We start from the raw sequence: 17130 nt of genomic DNA on the forward strand, positions 1-17130 counted from the left end.
AACCAAAGCGGCAACTAAAGGGGCAATACCCGTAACTATGGCGCGTGGGACAAAATCCTTACGGCACTTTATACTTGCCGCCGAAAGATGTCGTAAACATTGACCAGGCACCAATTCGAAAAGGGCCGACGGGGCAATCATGGGTCATAACTCTCCGATAACGGGGCGTGTTGCTGTAATTTCATCGAAAGCAATAGGCGACTCATTGTTGCTCATGACGGTTGCCCACAACCTGCAACTGAACGGTGCAACGGTTACGGTATTCGGCCGCCACATCCATGCGTTGCGCAAGTGGTTCCCCGGTGTCGAAGTCCGACCTCCGCTCGAACCCGCAACCGCGCAAACAACACTCGGCGATTTCTCGCTGGTCCTCGCCCTTCACCCCACACTCGATCTGACCGGCACCCATCCTCGCGTCGTGTTGCTCGACCATCTTTGCAGAAGCGGTTCGCAGGAACCGATGGCACGCCGCTTGTTCGATTTCTGTCGCGATGAGCTCAACCTGCCGGTCACGCAGAACATCAACGGCCTCACCGCTCCGGCGGACCTTCAGCATCGCAAGCACGCGAGCCGCGTGATCATTCATCCCACCGCGAGCACCGCCGACAAATGCTGGCTCAAGTCGCGCTACGTCAATCTCGCGCAACGGTTACGCCACAATGGCTTCGATCCGCATTTCGTGGTTGCGCCCGAAGAGCGCGCTGAGTGGCTCGACGTCCTGCGCGAAGGATTGAATCTGCCCGCATTCGACACGCTCGAAGACGTCGCGGCCTCGGTCTACGAGAGCGGCTGGTTCATCGGCAACGACTCCGGCATCGGTCACCTCGCGTCGAACCTCGATATACCGACGCTCTCGCTCTTCATGCGGCGCGGTATTGCGCGGACCTGGCGTCCGGGCTGGGGCGGCGGGCAGATATTGATCGGCAGTTCGTTTATTCCCGGCGCACACCTCAAGGAGCGGTTCTGGAAATACGCGCTGACCGTGGGCCGGGTCGAGCGCGCGTTCGCACGGCTGCGGCACGCTACCGGTCAGGTCTCGGCGCAAGCGGCGCCGACCGTCACGGCACCGGCGTTCGTGCGGGAAACGGTATGAACGCGCGCCTCGAAGCGCGCATGCTGGCCCGACAACATCCGAGCACCGAACCCCGTCTGCACAAAAGCAATCTTGGCCGGATGGCGTTCTCGATGTCGAACGCGATCGGCGACACGCTGATCTCGATGATCATCGTGAGCAATCTGCTGAAGAACGGCATCGACGTCACTGTCTACGGCAATCCTGCCTACGCGCTTCGACACTGGTTTCCCGGTGTCGTCGTGCACCGCCTGCCCGCCGAAGAAGACAGCGCGAACACCTTCGCCGCCTACGACACCGTTCTGCAGATGCAGTGGAACCAGCCGCTCGTCCGCTTGCTGGATGCCCATTCGCGTGTGCGGACGCTGCACGACGTCGAGTTCGGCGAGCATTCGGGGTGCATGGCGGAACGCTTCGCCGACTTTTGCCGCAACGAGCTGGATCTCGACGACGTGGATCTGGCCAACGGGGTCGTAGCGCCCGCCGGTCTGCTGCACCGGCGGCACGCGAGACGTGTGGTCATTCACCCCGAAGCCAGTACCGACGACAAGCGCTGGCCCGCCGCACGCTTCGTGAAACTGGCGCGGCGGCTGCAACGCAAAGGTTATGAACCCCATTTCGTGATCGCGGAACACGAGCGGGCGCGCTGGAAAGACATCGATATGTCCGGTGTGCCCGCGCCGGTTTTCGCCGATCTCGGGACGCTGGCTGCCTGGGTTTACGAATCCGGCTACTTCATCGGCAACGATTCGGGCATCGGGCACCTGGCATCGAATCTCGACATTCCAGCCGTGAGCCTGTTTCGCCGCCGCGGCGTGTCGGCACGCTGGCGACCGGCATGGGGTGCGGTGGAGATCATTCTGCCGTGGCAGTGGGTGCCGACGTCGCGATTGAAGGAGCGTCTGTGGAAGGAGACGCTGACCTGTTCGCGGGTGCTGTCGGCGTTCTTGAGGATGACGCGGCGATATCCGGTTCCGGCATCGCTGTAAGGGCGAAAACCGGCCGAAACAAGACTTACCGTCTCTTCATCAGAAAAACAAAAACCTTGTCCTGCGTCGAGACTTCGACGATCTCATTGCCGGTCTGCTTCGCGAACGCGGCGAAGTCGCGTTGCGAACCGGGATCGGTGGCGAGCACCTTGAGAATCTGGCCGCTTTCCATATCGGCGAGCGCTTTCTTCGCGCGCAAGATGGGCAGCGGGCAGTTTAGCCCGCGTGCGTCGACTTCCTTGTGAATCTGGATCTGCATCGAGGAAAACCTTTCTGCCAGAGCGGCAACAGCGGCGGCAACGGCACCGCACAGAGGCCCAGATTCTACCGCAGCCGCCCCGCGCTCACAGCGTCACCGCCTCCCCGCTTGCCAGCGAAGCCCGCAGCGCACTGCCGATGCGCGTCGCCTCCAGCGCATCCGCGAGGCTCGCGCCCGTTTGCGCGCCGCCGCGCACCGCCGCGACGAATGCCTGCGCCTCGGCCAGAAACGCGTCTTCGAAGCGCTCGAAGAACGTCGGCGTGCATTCGTTACGCACGCCGTGCGCATCCAGAATCTCGACGCGATTCAAACGCGGATTGCGACCGATAGAAAGCGCACCCGCCGTGCCGATCACTTCGCTGCCCGAGTCGTTGCCATGCGCCATCGTGCGCGACGCGTAGAACACCGCCAGCCGTCCGTCTTCGAATTCGCAGATCGCGACGCCATTGTCGACATCACCGAATTCGCGCAGGCCTTCATGCAGCGCCACCGTGCCGCTTGCAAACACGCGCTTCGCGCGCGGCTTGCCGAGCAACCAGCGGGCCACGTCGATGTCGTGCACCGTACAGTCGAGAAAAATGCCGCCCGACGTCGGCGCAAAGCGCACGAAAAAGCCATCCGGATCGTTCCAGTCGCAAGTCTGCGAGCGCACGAGAAACGGCCTGCCGATCGCGCCATCGCGCACCTTGTCGAACGCATCGCGATAGCTCGGATCGAAGCGCCGCATGAAGCCGATCGTCGCCTGCAGATGCGGATAACGCGCCGCCTCCGCCAGCACGCGTTCGCATTCGGCGACATCGAGCGAAAGCGGTTTCTCGCAGAACACATGCTTGCCCGCGTGCAGCGCATCGACGATCTGCTGCGCGTGCAACGCCGACGGTGTGACGAGCCACACCGCGTCGACGGTCGAGTCGACCAGCAGCGCCGCGTAATCGTCGTAGAGCCGCAGATCGGGCAATGTATCGCGCGCCCACGCACGCTCTTCGTCGAGCGGACTGCATGCCGCCACGAGCGTCGCGCCCGGCACGCGATACGCGAGATTCTGCGCATGCCGGCGCCCCAACCGCCCCAGCCCCACTACCCCGACGCGCACGCTCTGCCTGCTCTTACTACCAGGTTCCTGCCCCACCCCGTTCGCCACAGTCATCGCACCGCCTCATCGAGTTTCACCGCGCGGCCTTCGCGCCACGACCGCGTCGCCGCTTCGGCGAGTTCGAGTGCTTTCACGCCATCGGCGACTGTCGTGCGCACCGGTTTACCCTGCGTGACAGCTTCAAAGAAATGCGCAATTTCCAGCGCGTACGCCGCACGATAACGTTCGAGGAAGAACGCTTCGGGTACGTCGCTCGACACTTCGGTCTTCGAATACGCGACCACTTCGGTCGGCCGCACGTTGCCCGCCTGCAGCATCCCCTCACTGCCGAGCACTTCGAAGCGCTGGTCATAGCCATAGGCCGCGCGCCGCGTAGTATTGATCTGGCACAGCCGCCCGCGTTTCGTGCGGATCGTGACCGCGGTGCAATCGATATCGCCCGCGGCCTCGATCGTCGGGTCAGTCAGCACGCTACCCGTTGCATGCAACGTGTCGGCTTCGTCGTCGAGAATCCAGCGGAAGATGTCGAAGTCGTGAATCAGCATGTCCTTGAAAATGCCGCCCGAGTGACGGATGTAATCGACCGGCGGTGCGCCGGGATCGCGGCTCGTCACGACGAGCATTTCCGGCGTACCGATCTCGCCCGCGTCGATGCGCGCCTTCAGTGCCGAGAAGGTCGGATCGAAGCGCCGCTGAAACCCGATCATGCAGACCACGCCCGCGCGCGCTACCGCATCCGCGCAGGCACGCGCACGTTCGAGCGTGAGGTCGACCGGTTTCTCGCAGAACACGTGCTTCTTCTGCGCCGCCGATTGCAGGATCAGTTCGGCATGCGTGTCGGTGCTCGAACAGATCACCGTCGCGCCGACCGCCGCATCGCCCATCGCGCCGTCAATGTCGGCCACCTGCGCACCGTGCTGTGCCGCGAGCGCGGCTGCGGCTTCCTGGTTCACGTCCACTACGTATTTAAGCCGCACGCCCGGCTGGCGTGCGAGATTCGCCGCGTGAATGCGGCCGATCCGGCCCGCGCCGAACACCGCGACATCGATCGGCTTGCGGCCTGCTGTGTCAGTCATCGTATCCTCCAGTGTCTTTCGATTCTTCTACGTTCAGTTCGAGCTTGTACGCGAGCGCAATGAAGAGCGCCTGGCACAGGCAGATCGTGCTCGTGAGCGAGCGGAACGCGAACGCGCTCCCCTCCTTCACATACAGTTGCGTCGTGGCGTAACGCGCGAGCGGCGACAGCTGGCTGTCGGTGATCACGAGCGTCTTCGCCTGATGGTGATGCGCGACGCGCAGGCAATACTGCGTTTCCTTTCCATACGGCGCGAAACTGATCGCAACGACCACGTCGCCCTTCTTCACGCTGCGAATCTGTTCGCGATACATACCGCCAAAACCGGACACGAGATGCACGCGTTTCGGTGTGTGCTGCAACGCGTAGACGATGTAGCTCGCAACCGGAAACGAACGCCGCACGCCGATCACGTAGATGTTGTCCGCGTGCTGCAACATCTTCACGGCGGCATCGATCTGCGCATCGTCGAGGCTCGTTTCCAGCTCATCGAGACCGCCGCGACACGCAGCCACGAATTCGCGTGCCACCGCACCGCCCGAAAGCCGTCCGCCCGGCTTCTCGTCAATCAGCTTACGAATGCGCTGCTGGTAACTCGGCGACGACGCGCCCTGCCCCGTGTACGCCTGCCTGAACACCGCCTGCAGATCGGAAAAACCCGAGAAACCGAAGCGCTGCGCAAAACGCACCACCGCCGACGGATGCACACCGCAACTCGCGGCGATATCGCTCGTGCGATCGACCATCACGCTCGCGCGATGCTGCTCGATATACGTCGCCACGCTCTTTAACTGCCGCGGCAGGTCTTCGTAGTTTTCCGCGATGCGCTGCATCAATTCTTCGACGCTCGGCAACTCTTCGGTGCTGTCGTCCGCCATGGTGCTCCCTCAGATATTTTTTGCGCTGCAAAACCGCTGCTTCACGTGCCGCCGAACGGCCCGTCGATGCTGCCGATTATAGGCAGCGCTCCGCATAAATGGAACGGATTTTCTATTTTTATTTGTAATGAAATTTTCGTTGCACGCTCGCGAAAGATCGCCTAATCTTGGTTTTGAGCAGCGACGCGACATGCGTTGCGACGCACGACGTCACGCTCCCTCAAAAACGACAGACCGACAAAAGGTGGAGACATGAGACTTGGCAATGGCAAGGCTTCGCTCAGAATTCTGGTGGCCGCGCTTACGCTCGCGGCGGGGTTCGGAGCACCATCAGCGGCATCGGTAGCCCAGGCAGCGGACGCGCACTTCGTCCTGATCAGCCACGCACCGGACTCCGATTCGTGGTGGAACACGATCAAGAACGCAATCAAGCAGGCCGACGAGGACTTCAACGTCCAGACCGACTACCGCAACCCGCCTAACGGCGACATCGCCGACATGGCGCGCCTCGTCGAACAGGCCGCCGCGCGCAACTACGACGGTGTGATCGTCACCATCGCCGACTTCGACGTGCTGAAAAGCTCGATCACGAAAGTGACCGAGAAAAAGATTCCGCTCGTCACGATCAACTCCGGCACTGAAGAACAAAGCGCGCAACTCGGCGCGATCATGCACGTCGGCCAGCCCGAATACGTAGCCGGTCATGCGGCCGGAGAGAAAGCGAAAGCAGCCGGCGTGAAGTCGTTCCTGTGCGTGAACCACCTCGCCACCAATACGGTGTCGTTCGATCGCTGCCGCGGTTTCGCTGAAGCAATCGGCGTCGACTACAAAACCTCGACGATCGATTCAGGCCAGGATCCGACCGAAATCCAGTCGAAGGTCAGCGCGTATCTGCGCAATCATCCGAACACTGGCGCAATCCTCACGCTCGGCCCGGTACCCGCCGCGGCAACGCTGAAGGCCGTGCAACAGATGGGCCTTGCCGGCAAGATCTACTTCTGCACGTTCGACTTCTCCGACGACATCGCGAAGGCGATCCAGGCCGGCACGATCCAGTTCGCGATCGACCAGCAGCCGTATCTGCAGGGCTATATCCCGGTGGCCGTGCTGGCGATCGTGAAGCAGGAGCACACCACCGATCCGACGAAGATCCGCCAGATCCTGCAGGCCAATCCGAAGTTCAAGGCACGGCTCGAAGCGTACGGGCTGCAACCGTCGTACGGACCGAAGAACATCCGCTCGGGCCCGGGTTTCATCACGAAGGACAATCTCGACAAGGTCATCAAGTACGCGGGCCAGTACCGTTGAGGGTCACCCGGTCGGCCTGACACGCCGACCGTCAGTCGCACGCGGCGCCACTCGTAGACAGCGGTACATCCGGCACCGGACACTCCGGTGCGCTTACCGCCACGCACAGGGCGCGAAGCACGAGGCGCCGCGGTTTTCCCCGTATTTCACCGGTCTGCCGGCGCGCACGTCGCGTCGTCGGGGGACCGGCATCAAGGAGACATCATGGGCGTAGCCGGTAAACACTTTCCTTCGCACGCGAGCAAGAACGTCGACGCACCATCGTCGGGGCAGCCCGCTCCGGCCGGCGCCGACGAGCGCGTTCGCAAGGAATCGTGGTTCGGCCATCTGCTGAACCGTCCGGAATTCGCCGCTATTTCGGGTGCCGTGCTCGTATTCGCCGTGTTCGCGTTTGCGGCTGGCGGCTCGGGCATGTTCAATCTCGACGGTGTGATGAACTGGTCGCAGGTGTCGGCCTACCTCGGCGTACTCGCGGTCGGCGCGTGCCTGTTGATGATTGCCGGCGAGTTCGATCTGTCGATCGGTTCGATGATCGGCTTCGCCGGCATGATGGTTGCCATCCCGTCGGTCTACTTCCACTGGCCGCTGTCGCTATCGATCCTGTTTGCGTTCGCCGGCTCGATGCTGCTCGGCGCGCTGAACGGCTATCTTGTGATGCGTACGCGGTTGCCGTCGTTCATCGTCACGCTCGCCTTTCTGTTCATCCTGCGCGGCCTGACGCTCGCGCTGTCGATCATGGTCGCCGACCGCACGATCATCTCCGGTGTAGGCGATCTCGCGAAGCAGGACTGGATCGCCAATACGCTGTTTCACGGTGTCGCGTTCACCGGCCTATTCACGGCGCTCGCGCATATGGGCATCGGTCAGATGCTCGACAACGGCCAACCGCTCGTGCCCGGCATTCCGAAGGTGATCTTGTGGTGGTTCGCACTCGCCGCGATCTGCGCGTTCGTGCTCGCCAAAACGCGTTACGGCAACTGGATTCTCGCGGTTGGCGGCGATGCGAATGCGGCGAAGAACGTCGGTGTGCCGGTGCGGCGCGTGAAGATCTCGCTGTTCGTGCTGACCGCGTTCTGCTCGTGCCTGTTCGCCGTGCTGCAGGTGTGCGACATCGGCTCGGCTGCGGCGGACCGCGGCCTGCAAAAGGAATTCGAGGCGATCATCGCCGCGGTGATCGGCGGCACGCTGTTGACCGGCGGCTACGGCTCGGTGATCGGTGCCTGCTTCGGCGCGTTGATCTTCGGCGTCGTGCAGATCGGCATCACCTATACCAACGTGAGTTCCGACTGGTTCCGTGTGTTCCTCGGCGTGATGCTGCTGATCGCCGTGCTGTTCAATCACTACGTGCGCCGCCGCGTCGCGCAATCGTAACCGTCACGAGGAGACAAACATGTCCGATACCCTCCCCGGTAACAACGCGCCTGCCAACGCTATGACTCCTGCAGTCGATACCGGCGACACGATTCTCGCGCTCGAAAACGTCAGCAAGTTTTTCGGCAAGGTGATCGCGCTGTCCGGCATCACGTTGCGCCTGAAACGCGGCGAAGTGCACTGCCTGCTCGGCGACAACGGTGCCGGTAAATCGACGCTGATCAAGACGCTCGCCGGTGTGCATCAACCGTCGTCGGGCCAGTATCTCGTGGACGGCAAGCCCGTGCACTTCGAGTCGCCGAAAGACGCGCTCGATCTCGGCATCGCCACCGTCTATCAGGATCTCGCGCTCGTACCGCTGCTGTCGGTGGCGCGCAACTTCTTCATGGGCCGCGAACCGCAGAAAAAGATGTTCGGTTTTCTGAACGTGATGGACCTGCAGACGAGCGCCACCACCGCACGCGAAAAACTCGCGGAAATGGGCATTCATGTGCGCGATCCACATCAGCCGATCGGCACGATGTCCGGCGGCGAGCGGCAGTGTCTCGCGATCGCGCGCGCCATTCACTTCGGCGCACGTGTGCTGATTCTCGACGAACCGACCGCCGCGCTCGGCGTGAAGCAGAGCTTCAATGTGCTGAAGCTGATTCACACGGCGCGCGCCAAGGGCATCTCGGTGATCTTCATCACGCACAACGTGCACCACGCGTATCCGATCGGCGATTCGTTCACGCTGCTCAATCGCGGCAAATCGCTTGGCACCTATACGAAGGAAACCATCAGCAAGGACGAAGTGCTCGACATGATGGCCGGCGGCGCTGAAATGCAGAAGATGATCGGCGAACTCGACGGCGCCGTCATCTGACGCACGAGCCCCCTACGCTGCCACGCTGCTGCGCTATCACCGCTCGCGCGCCCTGGCGCAACCCAGACACTCAGGACATTCCATGGCACTTTCCAGCAACTCCAGCGCAGCGACCACGAGCCCGAGCCGCTTCGCCGCCGGCCGCAGCCGCGACATCGTCTGCCTCGGTCGCCTCGCGGTCGATCTCTACGCGCAGCAAGTCGGCTCGCGACTCGAAGACGTATCGAGCTTCGCAAAGTATCTGGGCGGCTCGTCGGCCAACATCGCGTTCGGCTGCACGCGGCTTGGCCTCGCCGCGGCGATGCTTGCGCGTGTCGGCAACGATCACATGGGGCGCTTTCTGACCGAAACGCTCACGCGTGAAGGCTGCGACGTCAGCAACGTGCGCGTCGATCACGAACGGCTGACAGCCCTCGTGGTGCTCGGTCTGAAAGATCGCGACACGTTTCCGCTGATTTTCTATCGCGAGAACTGCGCGGACATGGCCGTCGACGAACACGACTTCGACGAAGCGTTTATCGCATCGTCGAAGTCGCTGCTCATTACCGGTACGCATTTCTCCACCGAACAGGTGAACCGCACGAGCCGCCGCGCACTCGACTACGCGCGCCGTAACGACGTGCGTACGGTGCTCGACATCGATTACCGGCCGGTGCTGTGGGGACTCACCGGCAAGGCCGATGGCGAGACCCGCTTTATCGCCAACGAAAGCGTCACCGCGCATCTGCAGCGCATCCTGCCGCTATTCGATCTGGTGATCGGCACCGAAGAGGAATTCTGCATTGCGGGCGGCAAGACCGATCTGCGCGAAGCGCTAGCGATGGTCCGCGCCGTCACACCGGCGACACTCGTTGTGAAGCGTGGGCCGCTCGGTTGCCAGATTGTCGACGGCGCGGTACCTGCGTCGCTTGACAGCGTGCCGGTGCATGGCGGCGTCGAGGTCGAAGTGCTGAACGTGCTCGGCGCAGGCGATGCGTTCGCGTCGGGCTTCCTGTCCGGCTGGCTGCGCGATCAACCACTCGAAGCCTGCGCGCGCGCCGCAAACGCGAGCGGCGCGCTGGTCGTATCGCGCCACGGCTGCGCCCCCGCAATGCCGACGCCCGCCGAACTCGACTACTTCCTGCGCGAAGCGCAAACCGATCCGCAGCGCATGCGCCGTCCGGACCGCGACGCCACGCTCGCGCGGCTGCATCGGGTCACACCGCCGCGTACGCCGCGCGACGAAGTGCTCGGCTTCGCATTCGATCACCGCAACCAGTTCTTCGATCTCGCGCAGCAGACCGGCGCCGATGAAAGCCGCATCGCGCAACTGAAGGGGCTGTTCGTCGAAGCAGTCGCGCAAACGGAAGCCGCACTGGGATTGCAAGGCCGCATCGCCGTGCTGATCGACGACCGCTACGGTCAGGACGCGTTGAACGCGGCAACCGGACGCGGCTGGTGGGTCGGTCGCCCGGTCGAACTGCCCGGTTCGGTGCCGCTCGTGTTCGATCACGGCCGCTCGGTCGGAACGACGCTGGCGAGCTGGCCGCGCGAACATATCGTCAAGTGTCTCGTGCAGTTTCACCCCGACGAGCCGATCGAACAGCGGCTCGAACAGGAAGCCCAGTTGCGCGCGCTCTATGACGCGGTACAGGCAAGCGGTCACGAACTGCTGCTCGAAGTGATTCCACCCAAACATTTGCCGCAGGCACCTGATACGGTCTATCGTGCATTGAAGCGCCTGTACAACATCGGCATCTACCCGGAATGGTGGAAACTCGAGCCGGTGGACGCCACGCAGTGGCAGGCAATCGACGCACTGCTTGCGGAGCGCGATCCGTATTGCCGCGGCGTGGTGCTGCTCGGGCTGTCGGCGGGGGTCGAGCAATTGAGCGACGGCTTCCGGGCAGCGGCCGGATCGGCGACCTGTCGTGGGTTCACGGTCGGCCGGACGATCTTCCATGAGCCGAGCCATGCCTGGCTCGCCGGGCAGATCGGCGACGACGAACTGATTGCACGCGTGCGGCAGACATTCGAAACGCTGATCGCGGCATGGCGCGATACGCGCAGCGCGTCGGCTACACAGTCGGCGCAGCCGCGCAACGTTCATCAGGAGCAGGCGGCATGAACCAACGCGTGTTGCATCAGGATCAAGCTGCTTCACCTGCGGTTCCGACCGCGGGCGAAGCGCACGGCACGATCCGTCTCACCACCGCGCAGGCGCTCGTACGCTACCTCGCCGCGCAACGTGTCGCTACGGAAGACGATCCCAACAGCAGTGAACCGCTTTTCGGTGGTGTGTTCGCGATCTTCGGTCACGGCAACGTGGCGGGGATCGGTGAAGCGCTGTATCAGCACCGCCACGAACTGCCGACGCTGCGCGCGCACAACGAACAGGCGATGGCGCACAGCGCGATCGCCTACGCAAAAGCGCACTTCCGCCGCCGGATGATGGCGGTCACCACCTCGATCGGACCCGGTGCGACGAATCTCGTCACGGCTGCTGCGCTCGCGCACGTCAACCGTTTGCCGGTGCTGATGCTGCCTGGCGACATCTTCGTCTCGCGTGCGCCCGACCCGGTGTTGCAACAGGTCGAGGATTTCCACGACGGCGGTATTTCCGCTAACGATGCGCTCAAGCCCGTCTCGCGTTACTTCGATCGTATCGTCCACCCTGCGCAATTGCTCAATGCGTTGCCGCGTGCGATCCGTGTGCTGACCGATGCCGCGCTATGCGGCCCGGTCACGCTCGCGTTGCCGCAAGACGTGCAGGCAACTGCGTGGGACTTTCCGCTCAGTTTCTTCGAACCGCGCGTCGTCAAACCGCACGCCCCTGCTCCGCGCACCGATGAAATCGATGCAGCCGTCGAGCGTCTACGCCGTGCGAAACGGCCGATGATCGTTGCCGGCGGAGGCGTGCTATACGGTGGCGCGACTGCTTCGCTACAGGCGTTCGCGGCAACGCACGGCATCCCGGTCGCGGAAACGCAGGCCGGCAAGAGTTCGCTAGCGTGGGACGACCCGTTGAATACCGGGGCGCTCGGCGTGACCGGCTCGCCCGCGGCGAATGCACTCGCGCACGACGCCGATTGCGTGCTTGCCATCGGCACGCGCTTGCAGGACTTCACGACCGGCTCGAACACGCTCTTCACGCAGGCCGACGTAATCGGGATCAATGCAAACGCATTCGATGGTTTGAAGCATCGCGCGCTGGCTGTCGAAGCCGATGCGCGCCTTGCACTCGACACACTCACTGAACGCCTGCACGACTGGCACGCGGACCGCGCGTGGACTGCGCGCGCACAGCAGGCCGCGACCGACTGGCGCCACACCGTCGGCACGCTGACACACACGCCACAGCGCGACACCGTGCTGCCGTACGACGCCGACGTGATCGGCGCCGTGCAGCGCTCGAGCCCGCAGTCCACCACCGACGACATCGTCGTCTGCGCAGCCGGCACCCTGCCCGCCGAGTTGCACAAGTTGTGGCGCGCAGGCCGCCCAGGTGCCTATCACGTCGAGTACGGCTACTCGTGCATGGGCTACGAAATTGCCGGCGGCCTCGGCGCGAAACTCGCGCGGCCCGAGCGCGAAGTGATCGTGATGGTCGGCGACGGCAGTTATCTGATGATGAACAGCGAGATCGCAACCTCGGTGATGCTTGGTGCGAAGCTGATCATCGTGGTGCTCGACAATCGTGGCTACGGTTGCATCAACCGTCTGCAACAGGCGTGCGGCGGCGCACCGTTCAACAATATGTTCGACGACTGCGCGCAAGGTCCGCTTGGCGCTCCCGCGATCGATTTCGCAGCACATGCACGCTCGCTCGGCGCGCATGCGGAACACGTCGCCGATGTGGCAGCACTCGAAGCCGCGTTGCAACGCGCCCGCACCGCCGATCGCACCTACGTGATCAGCATCGACACCGACGCGTCGCGCACCACCGACGACGGCGGCTGGTGGTGGGAAGTCGCCGTGCCCGAAGTGTCGGCACGCGAGGCTGTCCGCACGGCCCGCGCGCAGTACGAAACTCATCTCGCGGCCCGCGTCGAAGGCGCGAATCCTGCCGCCGGAAACGACACTAACGACGCCAACGGCGCTAACAGCGCTAACGATTAAGGACCCGAGCATGACTTCCTTCGACGTACGTATCGGCATCAACCCGCTGTCGTGGATGAACGACGATCTGCCGTCGCTCGGCGGCGAAACACCGCTCGAACTCGCGCTGACCGAAGGCCGCGCAATCGGCTACCAGGGGTTCGAACTCGGCAACAAGTTTCCGCGCGAGCCAGAAGCATTGAAGGCACTCCTTGCGCAATACGATCTCGCGCTTGTCTCCGGCTGGTATTCGGGTCAACTGGCCCGACGCAGCGCCGAAGCGGAAATCGCCGCGGTCGGGCCGCATCTGGAGCTGCTCGCGAAGAACGGCGCCACTGTGATGGTGTACGGCGAAGTCGCCGACACGATTCAGGGCGCGCCGCGTCCGCTGTATCAGCGGCCGCGGTTTTTCAGCGAAGCACAGTGGGACGAATACGCGGCGCGCGTCGAGACGTTCGCGCGCTACACGCTGAGCCACGGCGTGCGGCTCGCGTATCACCATCACATGGGCGCGTATGTCGAGACGCCCGCCGACGTCGACCGTCTGATGGCAAAAACCAGCGAAGCCGTCGGTCTGCTGTTCGATGCGGGGCATATCACGTTCGCAGGCGGCGATCCGGTCGATGTACTCGACCGCCATATCGCGCGCGTGTGCCACGTGCACTGCAAGGACGTACGGCCCGCAGTCGCAAAGCTCGCGCGCAATCGCAACTGGAGCTTTCTTGAAGCGGTGATCGCAGGCGCATTCACGGTGCCCGGCGACGGCAGCATCGATTTCCCGGCTATCATTGACCGGCTCAAGCGGCACGGCTACCGCGGCTGGCTCGTCGTCGAGGCGGAACAGGACCCGGTCGTCGCGCCTTCGTTCGCGTATGCGCAAAAGGGCTACCAGACGCTGCGTGCCCTCGTCGATGCGCCGCTCAATCCTGCCAGGGAGGCTGCATGAGTTTGCTAGTCAAAGCCCAGCGCGAAGGTCAGACAATCGCGCGCGTCACGCCGGAGTCGGCCGGCTGGCAGTATGTCGGCTTCACCGCCCACCGGCTCGCGGCGGACGGCGTCATGCGGGTGCTCGAGACGAACCGCGAGTCGTGCATCGTCGTGCTGTCCGGCACGATCGACATCGATACGCCCGCTGCAAAATGGCTCAGCCTCGGTACGCGCCGCAGCGTGTTCGACGATGCGGCGCCGCATGCGGTGTACCTGCCGCCGAATGTGCGCGCCACGATACGCGCACGCAACAATGCCGAGATCGGTGTGGCCAGTGCGCCTGCCACCGGACGCTATCCGGCGCGCCTCATCCCGCCGTCGCAGATGACGCGCTCGACGCGCGGCACCGGCCTCAACACGCGCTACGTGTGCGATATCCTGCCGCAAACCGAACCCGCCGAATCGCTGCTCGTCGTCGAAGTGCGCACACCGGGGGGTCATGCATCGAGCTACCCGCCGCACAAGCACGACACCGACAATGTGCCGGTCGAGAGTTCGCTGGAAGAGACTTACTACCACCGGCTCAATCCGCCGCAAGGGTTCGCGTTTCAGCGCGTGTATACGGATGCGCGCGATATCGACGAGTCGATGGCCGTCGAGGATCACGATGTCGTGATGGTGCCGCGCGGCTATCATCCGGTGGTCGTGCCGTATGGCTACGACTCGTACTATCTGAACGTGATGGCGGGTAGTCGGCGCACGTGGCACTTCAAGAACGATCCCGCGCATGAATGGATCATCGAGCGGGATGCGCGTAGCTGAAGGCAACTGAAGGCAACTGAACGTAGCCGGGCCGCGTCGATGCGCGCGGCCCAGATGATCGTGCATGTGGTTAGCCGTAAGTTACTTCCGCGCCGCGACATCCACCGCGAGCGCGCCATCCTCCGCCATCCGCACCGTCCCCTTCGCCACATCGCGGCGATATCCGTACAGATCGAAATGCATCGGGTCGCTGTTTGCGCTATCGCGTATCAGCGTATGGCCGTTCACGACCAGCGAGTTGTACATCTTGATGTCGCCCGATTCGATCCACACGTAGCTGCCGCCCGCGCCCGCCGGCGGATGCGCGACGGCCGCGCCCGTCTGCCGCTTGAACTTCAGCACGAGCCCTTCGTTTGTCACGGTTGCACCCGCGAGACGCCCCTGCAACACCGGCGGCGGAAACACCGTGTACTGATCGAATACCAGCTCGTTACCTTCCAGCTTGACGCCCTTGCGCGCAAACGGTGTCAACGAGGCGAGCGGAATATTCAGCGCGCGCAGCAAGCCGGCCTGCGGCACACCGAGCACCGACACCGATTCGGGCGTGTAGACCAGATGCCGTTCGTCGCGTACGGCGAGCGTGCCGTGCATCTTCGTCGGTAGCCAGACGCCGGGGAAGTGATTCCATAGCTTGATACCACCGGTCACGTCGAGGCCACCGTCGGCGGGCGTCAGTTGCATGTCGTTCAGCGAGCGCGGCGTGTAGTCGAGCAGATAGTCGTTGAAGAGCGATGCCATCGCCGGCCACGGTTCGACAACCTCGCCACCGAGGATATGAATGTCGTACTGGTTCGGATCGTCGAGATCGACGGGCTGACCGGGCTTCTTCGGCACGAGCTGCGCATCGAGTGTGCGTACGTGAAAACCGATTCGTCCCGACACGTAGAAGTCGACGTTCTGTACGTGGATCAGCGGTGTACCGCCCGGTGAATGGCGTTCGTCGGAGAGCGTGGTGCCTGCCGTAGCTGTTGAACGCAGGCTCACCGGGATGCGCCGCCATTGCTCGCGTGCGGCGGCGAGCGCGACCTGTTGCGCACGGATGTAGCTATCGTTGTAGCGCGCCGCCGCGCTACCGGTTTGCGCTGTCTGTGCCGCATCGCGCGCAGCACCGGGCAGCGTCGTGTACGACGGCAGATGCACATCGAGCGCACCGTTTTCGTCGAACGTGAAATAGCCCGCCGCCATCTGCTCGCGATAGTGATACAGGTCGAGCACGAAAGGCGCGCCCGACGTGCCGGTATCGAGCGGCGTGATCGCCATCTCGATGTTCATCGGGATCGAGCGCATGAACTTCACGTCGCCGCCTTCGAGCAACATGCCGCGCGCGGGCATCTCCGCGGGGAACGCGACGTCGGGCAGCGTACCGTCGTCGAGCGTGAAGCGCACGCCGGCCGGCGTCGTGTCGACCGCCGTGATCCTCATACGCAACGCGGGCGGCGGCGTCAGTTTCGCGACCTGCATCACGACGTTGTCGCCGTCGAGTTGCGCAATCGGCGTGTTCACCTTCAGCAGGTCTGCCATGCGCACGTGTGCGGCCTTCATCAGACGGTCCGCAGCGACGCCCGCGACTTCGGTATGGTCGGCGTGAAACACGAGTTCGGTTGCGTTGCGCATCGCCAGCGTGCCCGTGAGCGCAATCGGCACCCAGCCGTCGCGTTGCATTTCGCCGGTGATCCGCAACTGCCTCTGCTGCGGCTCGACCCGCATATTGCGCAGCGGCGAGCCCTGGTACTGGAACAGATAGCGATTGAAGATTGCTGTGAGCTTCGCGGCATCGAGCGTGACCTCGCCGCGGTGGACGTTGATCGTCACGCTGTTCGGATCGTCGAACACGATCGGATTGCCGGCGCGTGTCGGCGTAAGCGTTGCAGCCATGCGGTGGATCAGGAAGCCGATGTCGCCGGTCAGGCGGAAATCGACATCGCGCGCGAACATCATCGAGCCGTCGATGCCGGAGTCGCGTAATGTCAATGGCCGCGTTCGTGTAACGCGCATACCGCCGGCAGCGGGTACGCGGGCCGCGACTTGCTGCTGCTCTGCTAGCTGGCGCGCCTTCGCAACTTCGAGCGTGGGTAGCGTTGAGGATGCGGGTTGTGCGGCGGCGGCATCGCCGGGATTTTGTACGGTGGTCCCGCTCGCACTTGAAGCCGTAGGTGCAGCTACATTCGCGGAGCTTGCTCCAGTGGGAACAACTACGCTCGCGGCACCCGACGCACCGACGGCAGAACTCGCAGCCGAACTCGCGTCAGCACTCGCATCGGCACACGCACACACCAGCAGCGACGCGATGACGATCACGACCGCGGACACGCTCAGCGCGTGACGCATAGGCCCGCTATCAACCGCAGAGTGCCGCCCACTCCCTCCGTTACCCCTGGGATTGCAGCCTTGTTC

General features: G+C 63.6%; 14 protein-coding genes. 9 read left to right on the plus strand and 5 right to left on the minus strand.

Annotation, left to right across the window (positions count from 1 at the left end; translation table 11 throughout):
• Positions 1-214 precede the first annotated feature (214 nt).
• Positions 215-1093, plus strand: a complete 879-nt coding sequence (locus M0D65_RS30750; RefSeq protein ID WP_266255863.1) for a glycosyltransferase family 9 protein — start codon at positions 215-217, stop codon at positions 1091-1093.
• Entirely contained in the window at positions 1090-2061 is a 972-nt protein-coding gene (locus M0D65_RS30755; RefSeq protein WP_266255864.1) for a glycosyltransferase family 9 protein, read from the plus strand. The genes M0D65_RS30750 and M0D65_RS30755 overlap by 4 nt, the downstream gene beginning before the upstream one ends.
• A gap of 25 nt (positions 2062-2086) precedes the next feature.
• Here M0D65_RS30755 and M0D65_RS30760 read toward each other — a convergent pair whose 3' ends face one another.
• The 4 genes from M0D65_RS30760 to M0D65_RS30775 all read right to left on the minus strand — a co-directional run bounded on the left by M0D65_RS30760 (position 2087) and on the right by M0D65_RS30775 (position 5366).
• Positions 2087-2314: a sulfurtransferase TusA family protein gene (locus M0D65_RS30760; RefSeq protein WP_091014813.1), complete on the minus strand. Its 228-nt coding sequence runs from the start codon at positions 2312-2314 to the stop codon at positions 2087-2089.
• 91 nt (positions 2315-2405) lie between these two features.
• Complete coding sequence (locus tag M0D65_RS30765) at positions 2406-3467, minus strand: Gfo/Idh/MocA family oxidoreductase (RefSeq protein ID WP_266255865.1); 1062 nt, start codon at positions 3465-3467, stop codon at positions 2406-2408.
• On the minus strand, positions 3464-4489 hold the full coding sequence (iolG, locus tag M0D65_RS30770; protein WP_266255866.1) for an inositol 2-dehydrogenase: 1026 nt from the start codon (positions 4487-4489) through the stop codon (positions 3464-3466). Before iolG ends, M0D65_RS30765 begins: the two co-directional genes overlap by 4 nt.
• The gene (locus M0D65_RS30775; protein WP_266255867.1) at positions 4482-5366 is read right to left on the minus strand and encodes a MurR/RpiR family transcriptional regulator; all 885 of its coding nucleotides are present in this window, start codon (positions 5364-5366) and stop codon (positions 4482-4484) included. Before M0D65_RS30775 ends, iolG begins: the two co-directional genes overlap by 8 nt.
• A gap of 252 nt (positions 5367-5618) precedes the next feature.
• On the opposite strand from M0D65_RS30775, the gene M0D65_RS30780 reads away from it, so the two are divergent.
• The 7 genes from M0D65_RS30780 to iolB all read left to right on the plus strand — a co-directional run bounded on the left by M0D65_RS30780 (position 5619) and on the right by iolB (position 14736).
• Positions 5619-6674, plus strand: a complete 1056-nt coding sequence (locus M0D65_RS30780) for a sugar ABC transporter substrate-binding protein (RefSeq protein ID WP_266255868.1) — start codon at positions 5619-5621, stop codon at positions 6672-6674.
• A gap of 204 nt (positions 6675-6878) precedes the next feature.
• Complete coding sequence (locus tag M0D65_RS30785; protein WP_266255869.1) at positions 6879-8045, plus strand: ABC transporter permease; 1167 nt, start codon at positions 6879-6881, stop codon at positions 8043-8045.
• Between the two features lie 61 nt (positions 8046-8106).
• Positions 8107-8910 carry an ATP-binding cassette domain-containing protein gene (locus M0D65_RS30790; RefSeq protein ID WP_091014815.1) on the plus strand — a complete coding sequence of 268 codons (804 nt, stop codon included), beginning with the start codon at positions 8107-8109 and terminating at the stop codon, positions 8908-8910.
• A gap of 82 nt (positions 8911-8992) precedes the next feature.
• Positions 8993-11017, plus strand: coding sequence for a 5-dehydro-2-deoxygluconokinase (gene iolC, locus M0D65_RS30795; RefSeq protein ID WP_266255870.1), 2025 nt, complete (start codon positions 8993-8995; stop codon positions 11015-11017).
• On the plus strand, positions 11014-13008 hold the full coding sequence (gene iolD / locus M0D65_RS30800) for a 3D-(3,5/4)-trihydroxycyclohexane-1,2-dione acylhydrolase (decyclizing) (protein WP_266255871.1): 1995 nt from the start codon (positions 11014-11016) through the stop codon (positions 13006-13008). The genes iolC and iolD overlap by 4 nt, the downstream gene beginning before the upstream one ends.
• A gap of 10 nt (positions 13009-13018) precedes the next feature.
• Positions 13019-13933, plus strand: a complete 915-nt coding sequence (gene iolE, locus M0D65_RS30805; RefSeq protein ID WP_266255872.1) for a myo-inosose-2 dehydratase — start codon at positions 13019-13021, stop codon at positions 13931-13933.
• Entirely contained in the window at positions 13930-14736 is an 807-nt protein-coding gene (iolB, locus tag M0D65_RS30810) for a 5-deoxy-glucuronate isomerase (RefSeq protein WP_266255873.1), read from the plus strand. Before iolE ends, iolB begins: the two co-directional genes overlap by 4 nt.
• Before the next feature lie 81 nt (positions 14737-14817).
• On the opposite strand, the gene M0D65_RS30815 is transcribed toward iolB, so the two are convergent.
• The gene (locus M0D65_RS30815) at positions 14818-17064 is read right to left on the minus strand and encodes a hypothetical protein (protein WP_266255874.1); all 2247 of its coding nucleotides are present in this window, start codon (positions 17062-17064) and stop codon (positions 14818-14820) included.
• Positions 17065-17130: the final 66 nt, after the last annotated feature.

The organism is Paraburkholderia sp. CHISQ3 (assembly GCF_030464945.1).
GTDB lineage: Bacteria > Pseudomonadota > Gammaproteobacteria > Burkholderiales > Burkholderiaceae > Paraburkholderia > Paraburkholderia megapolitana.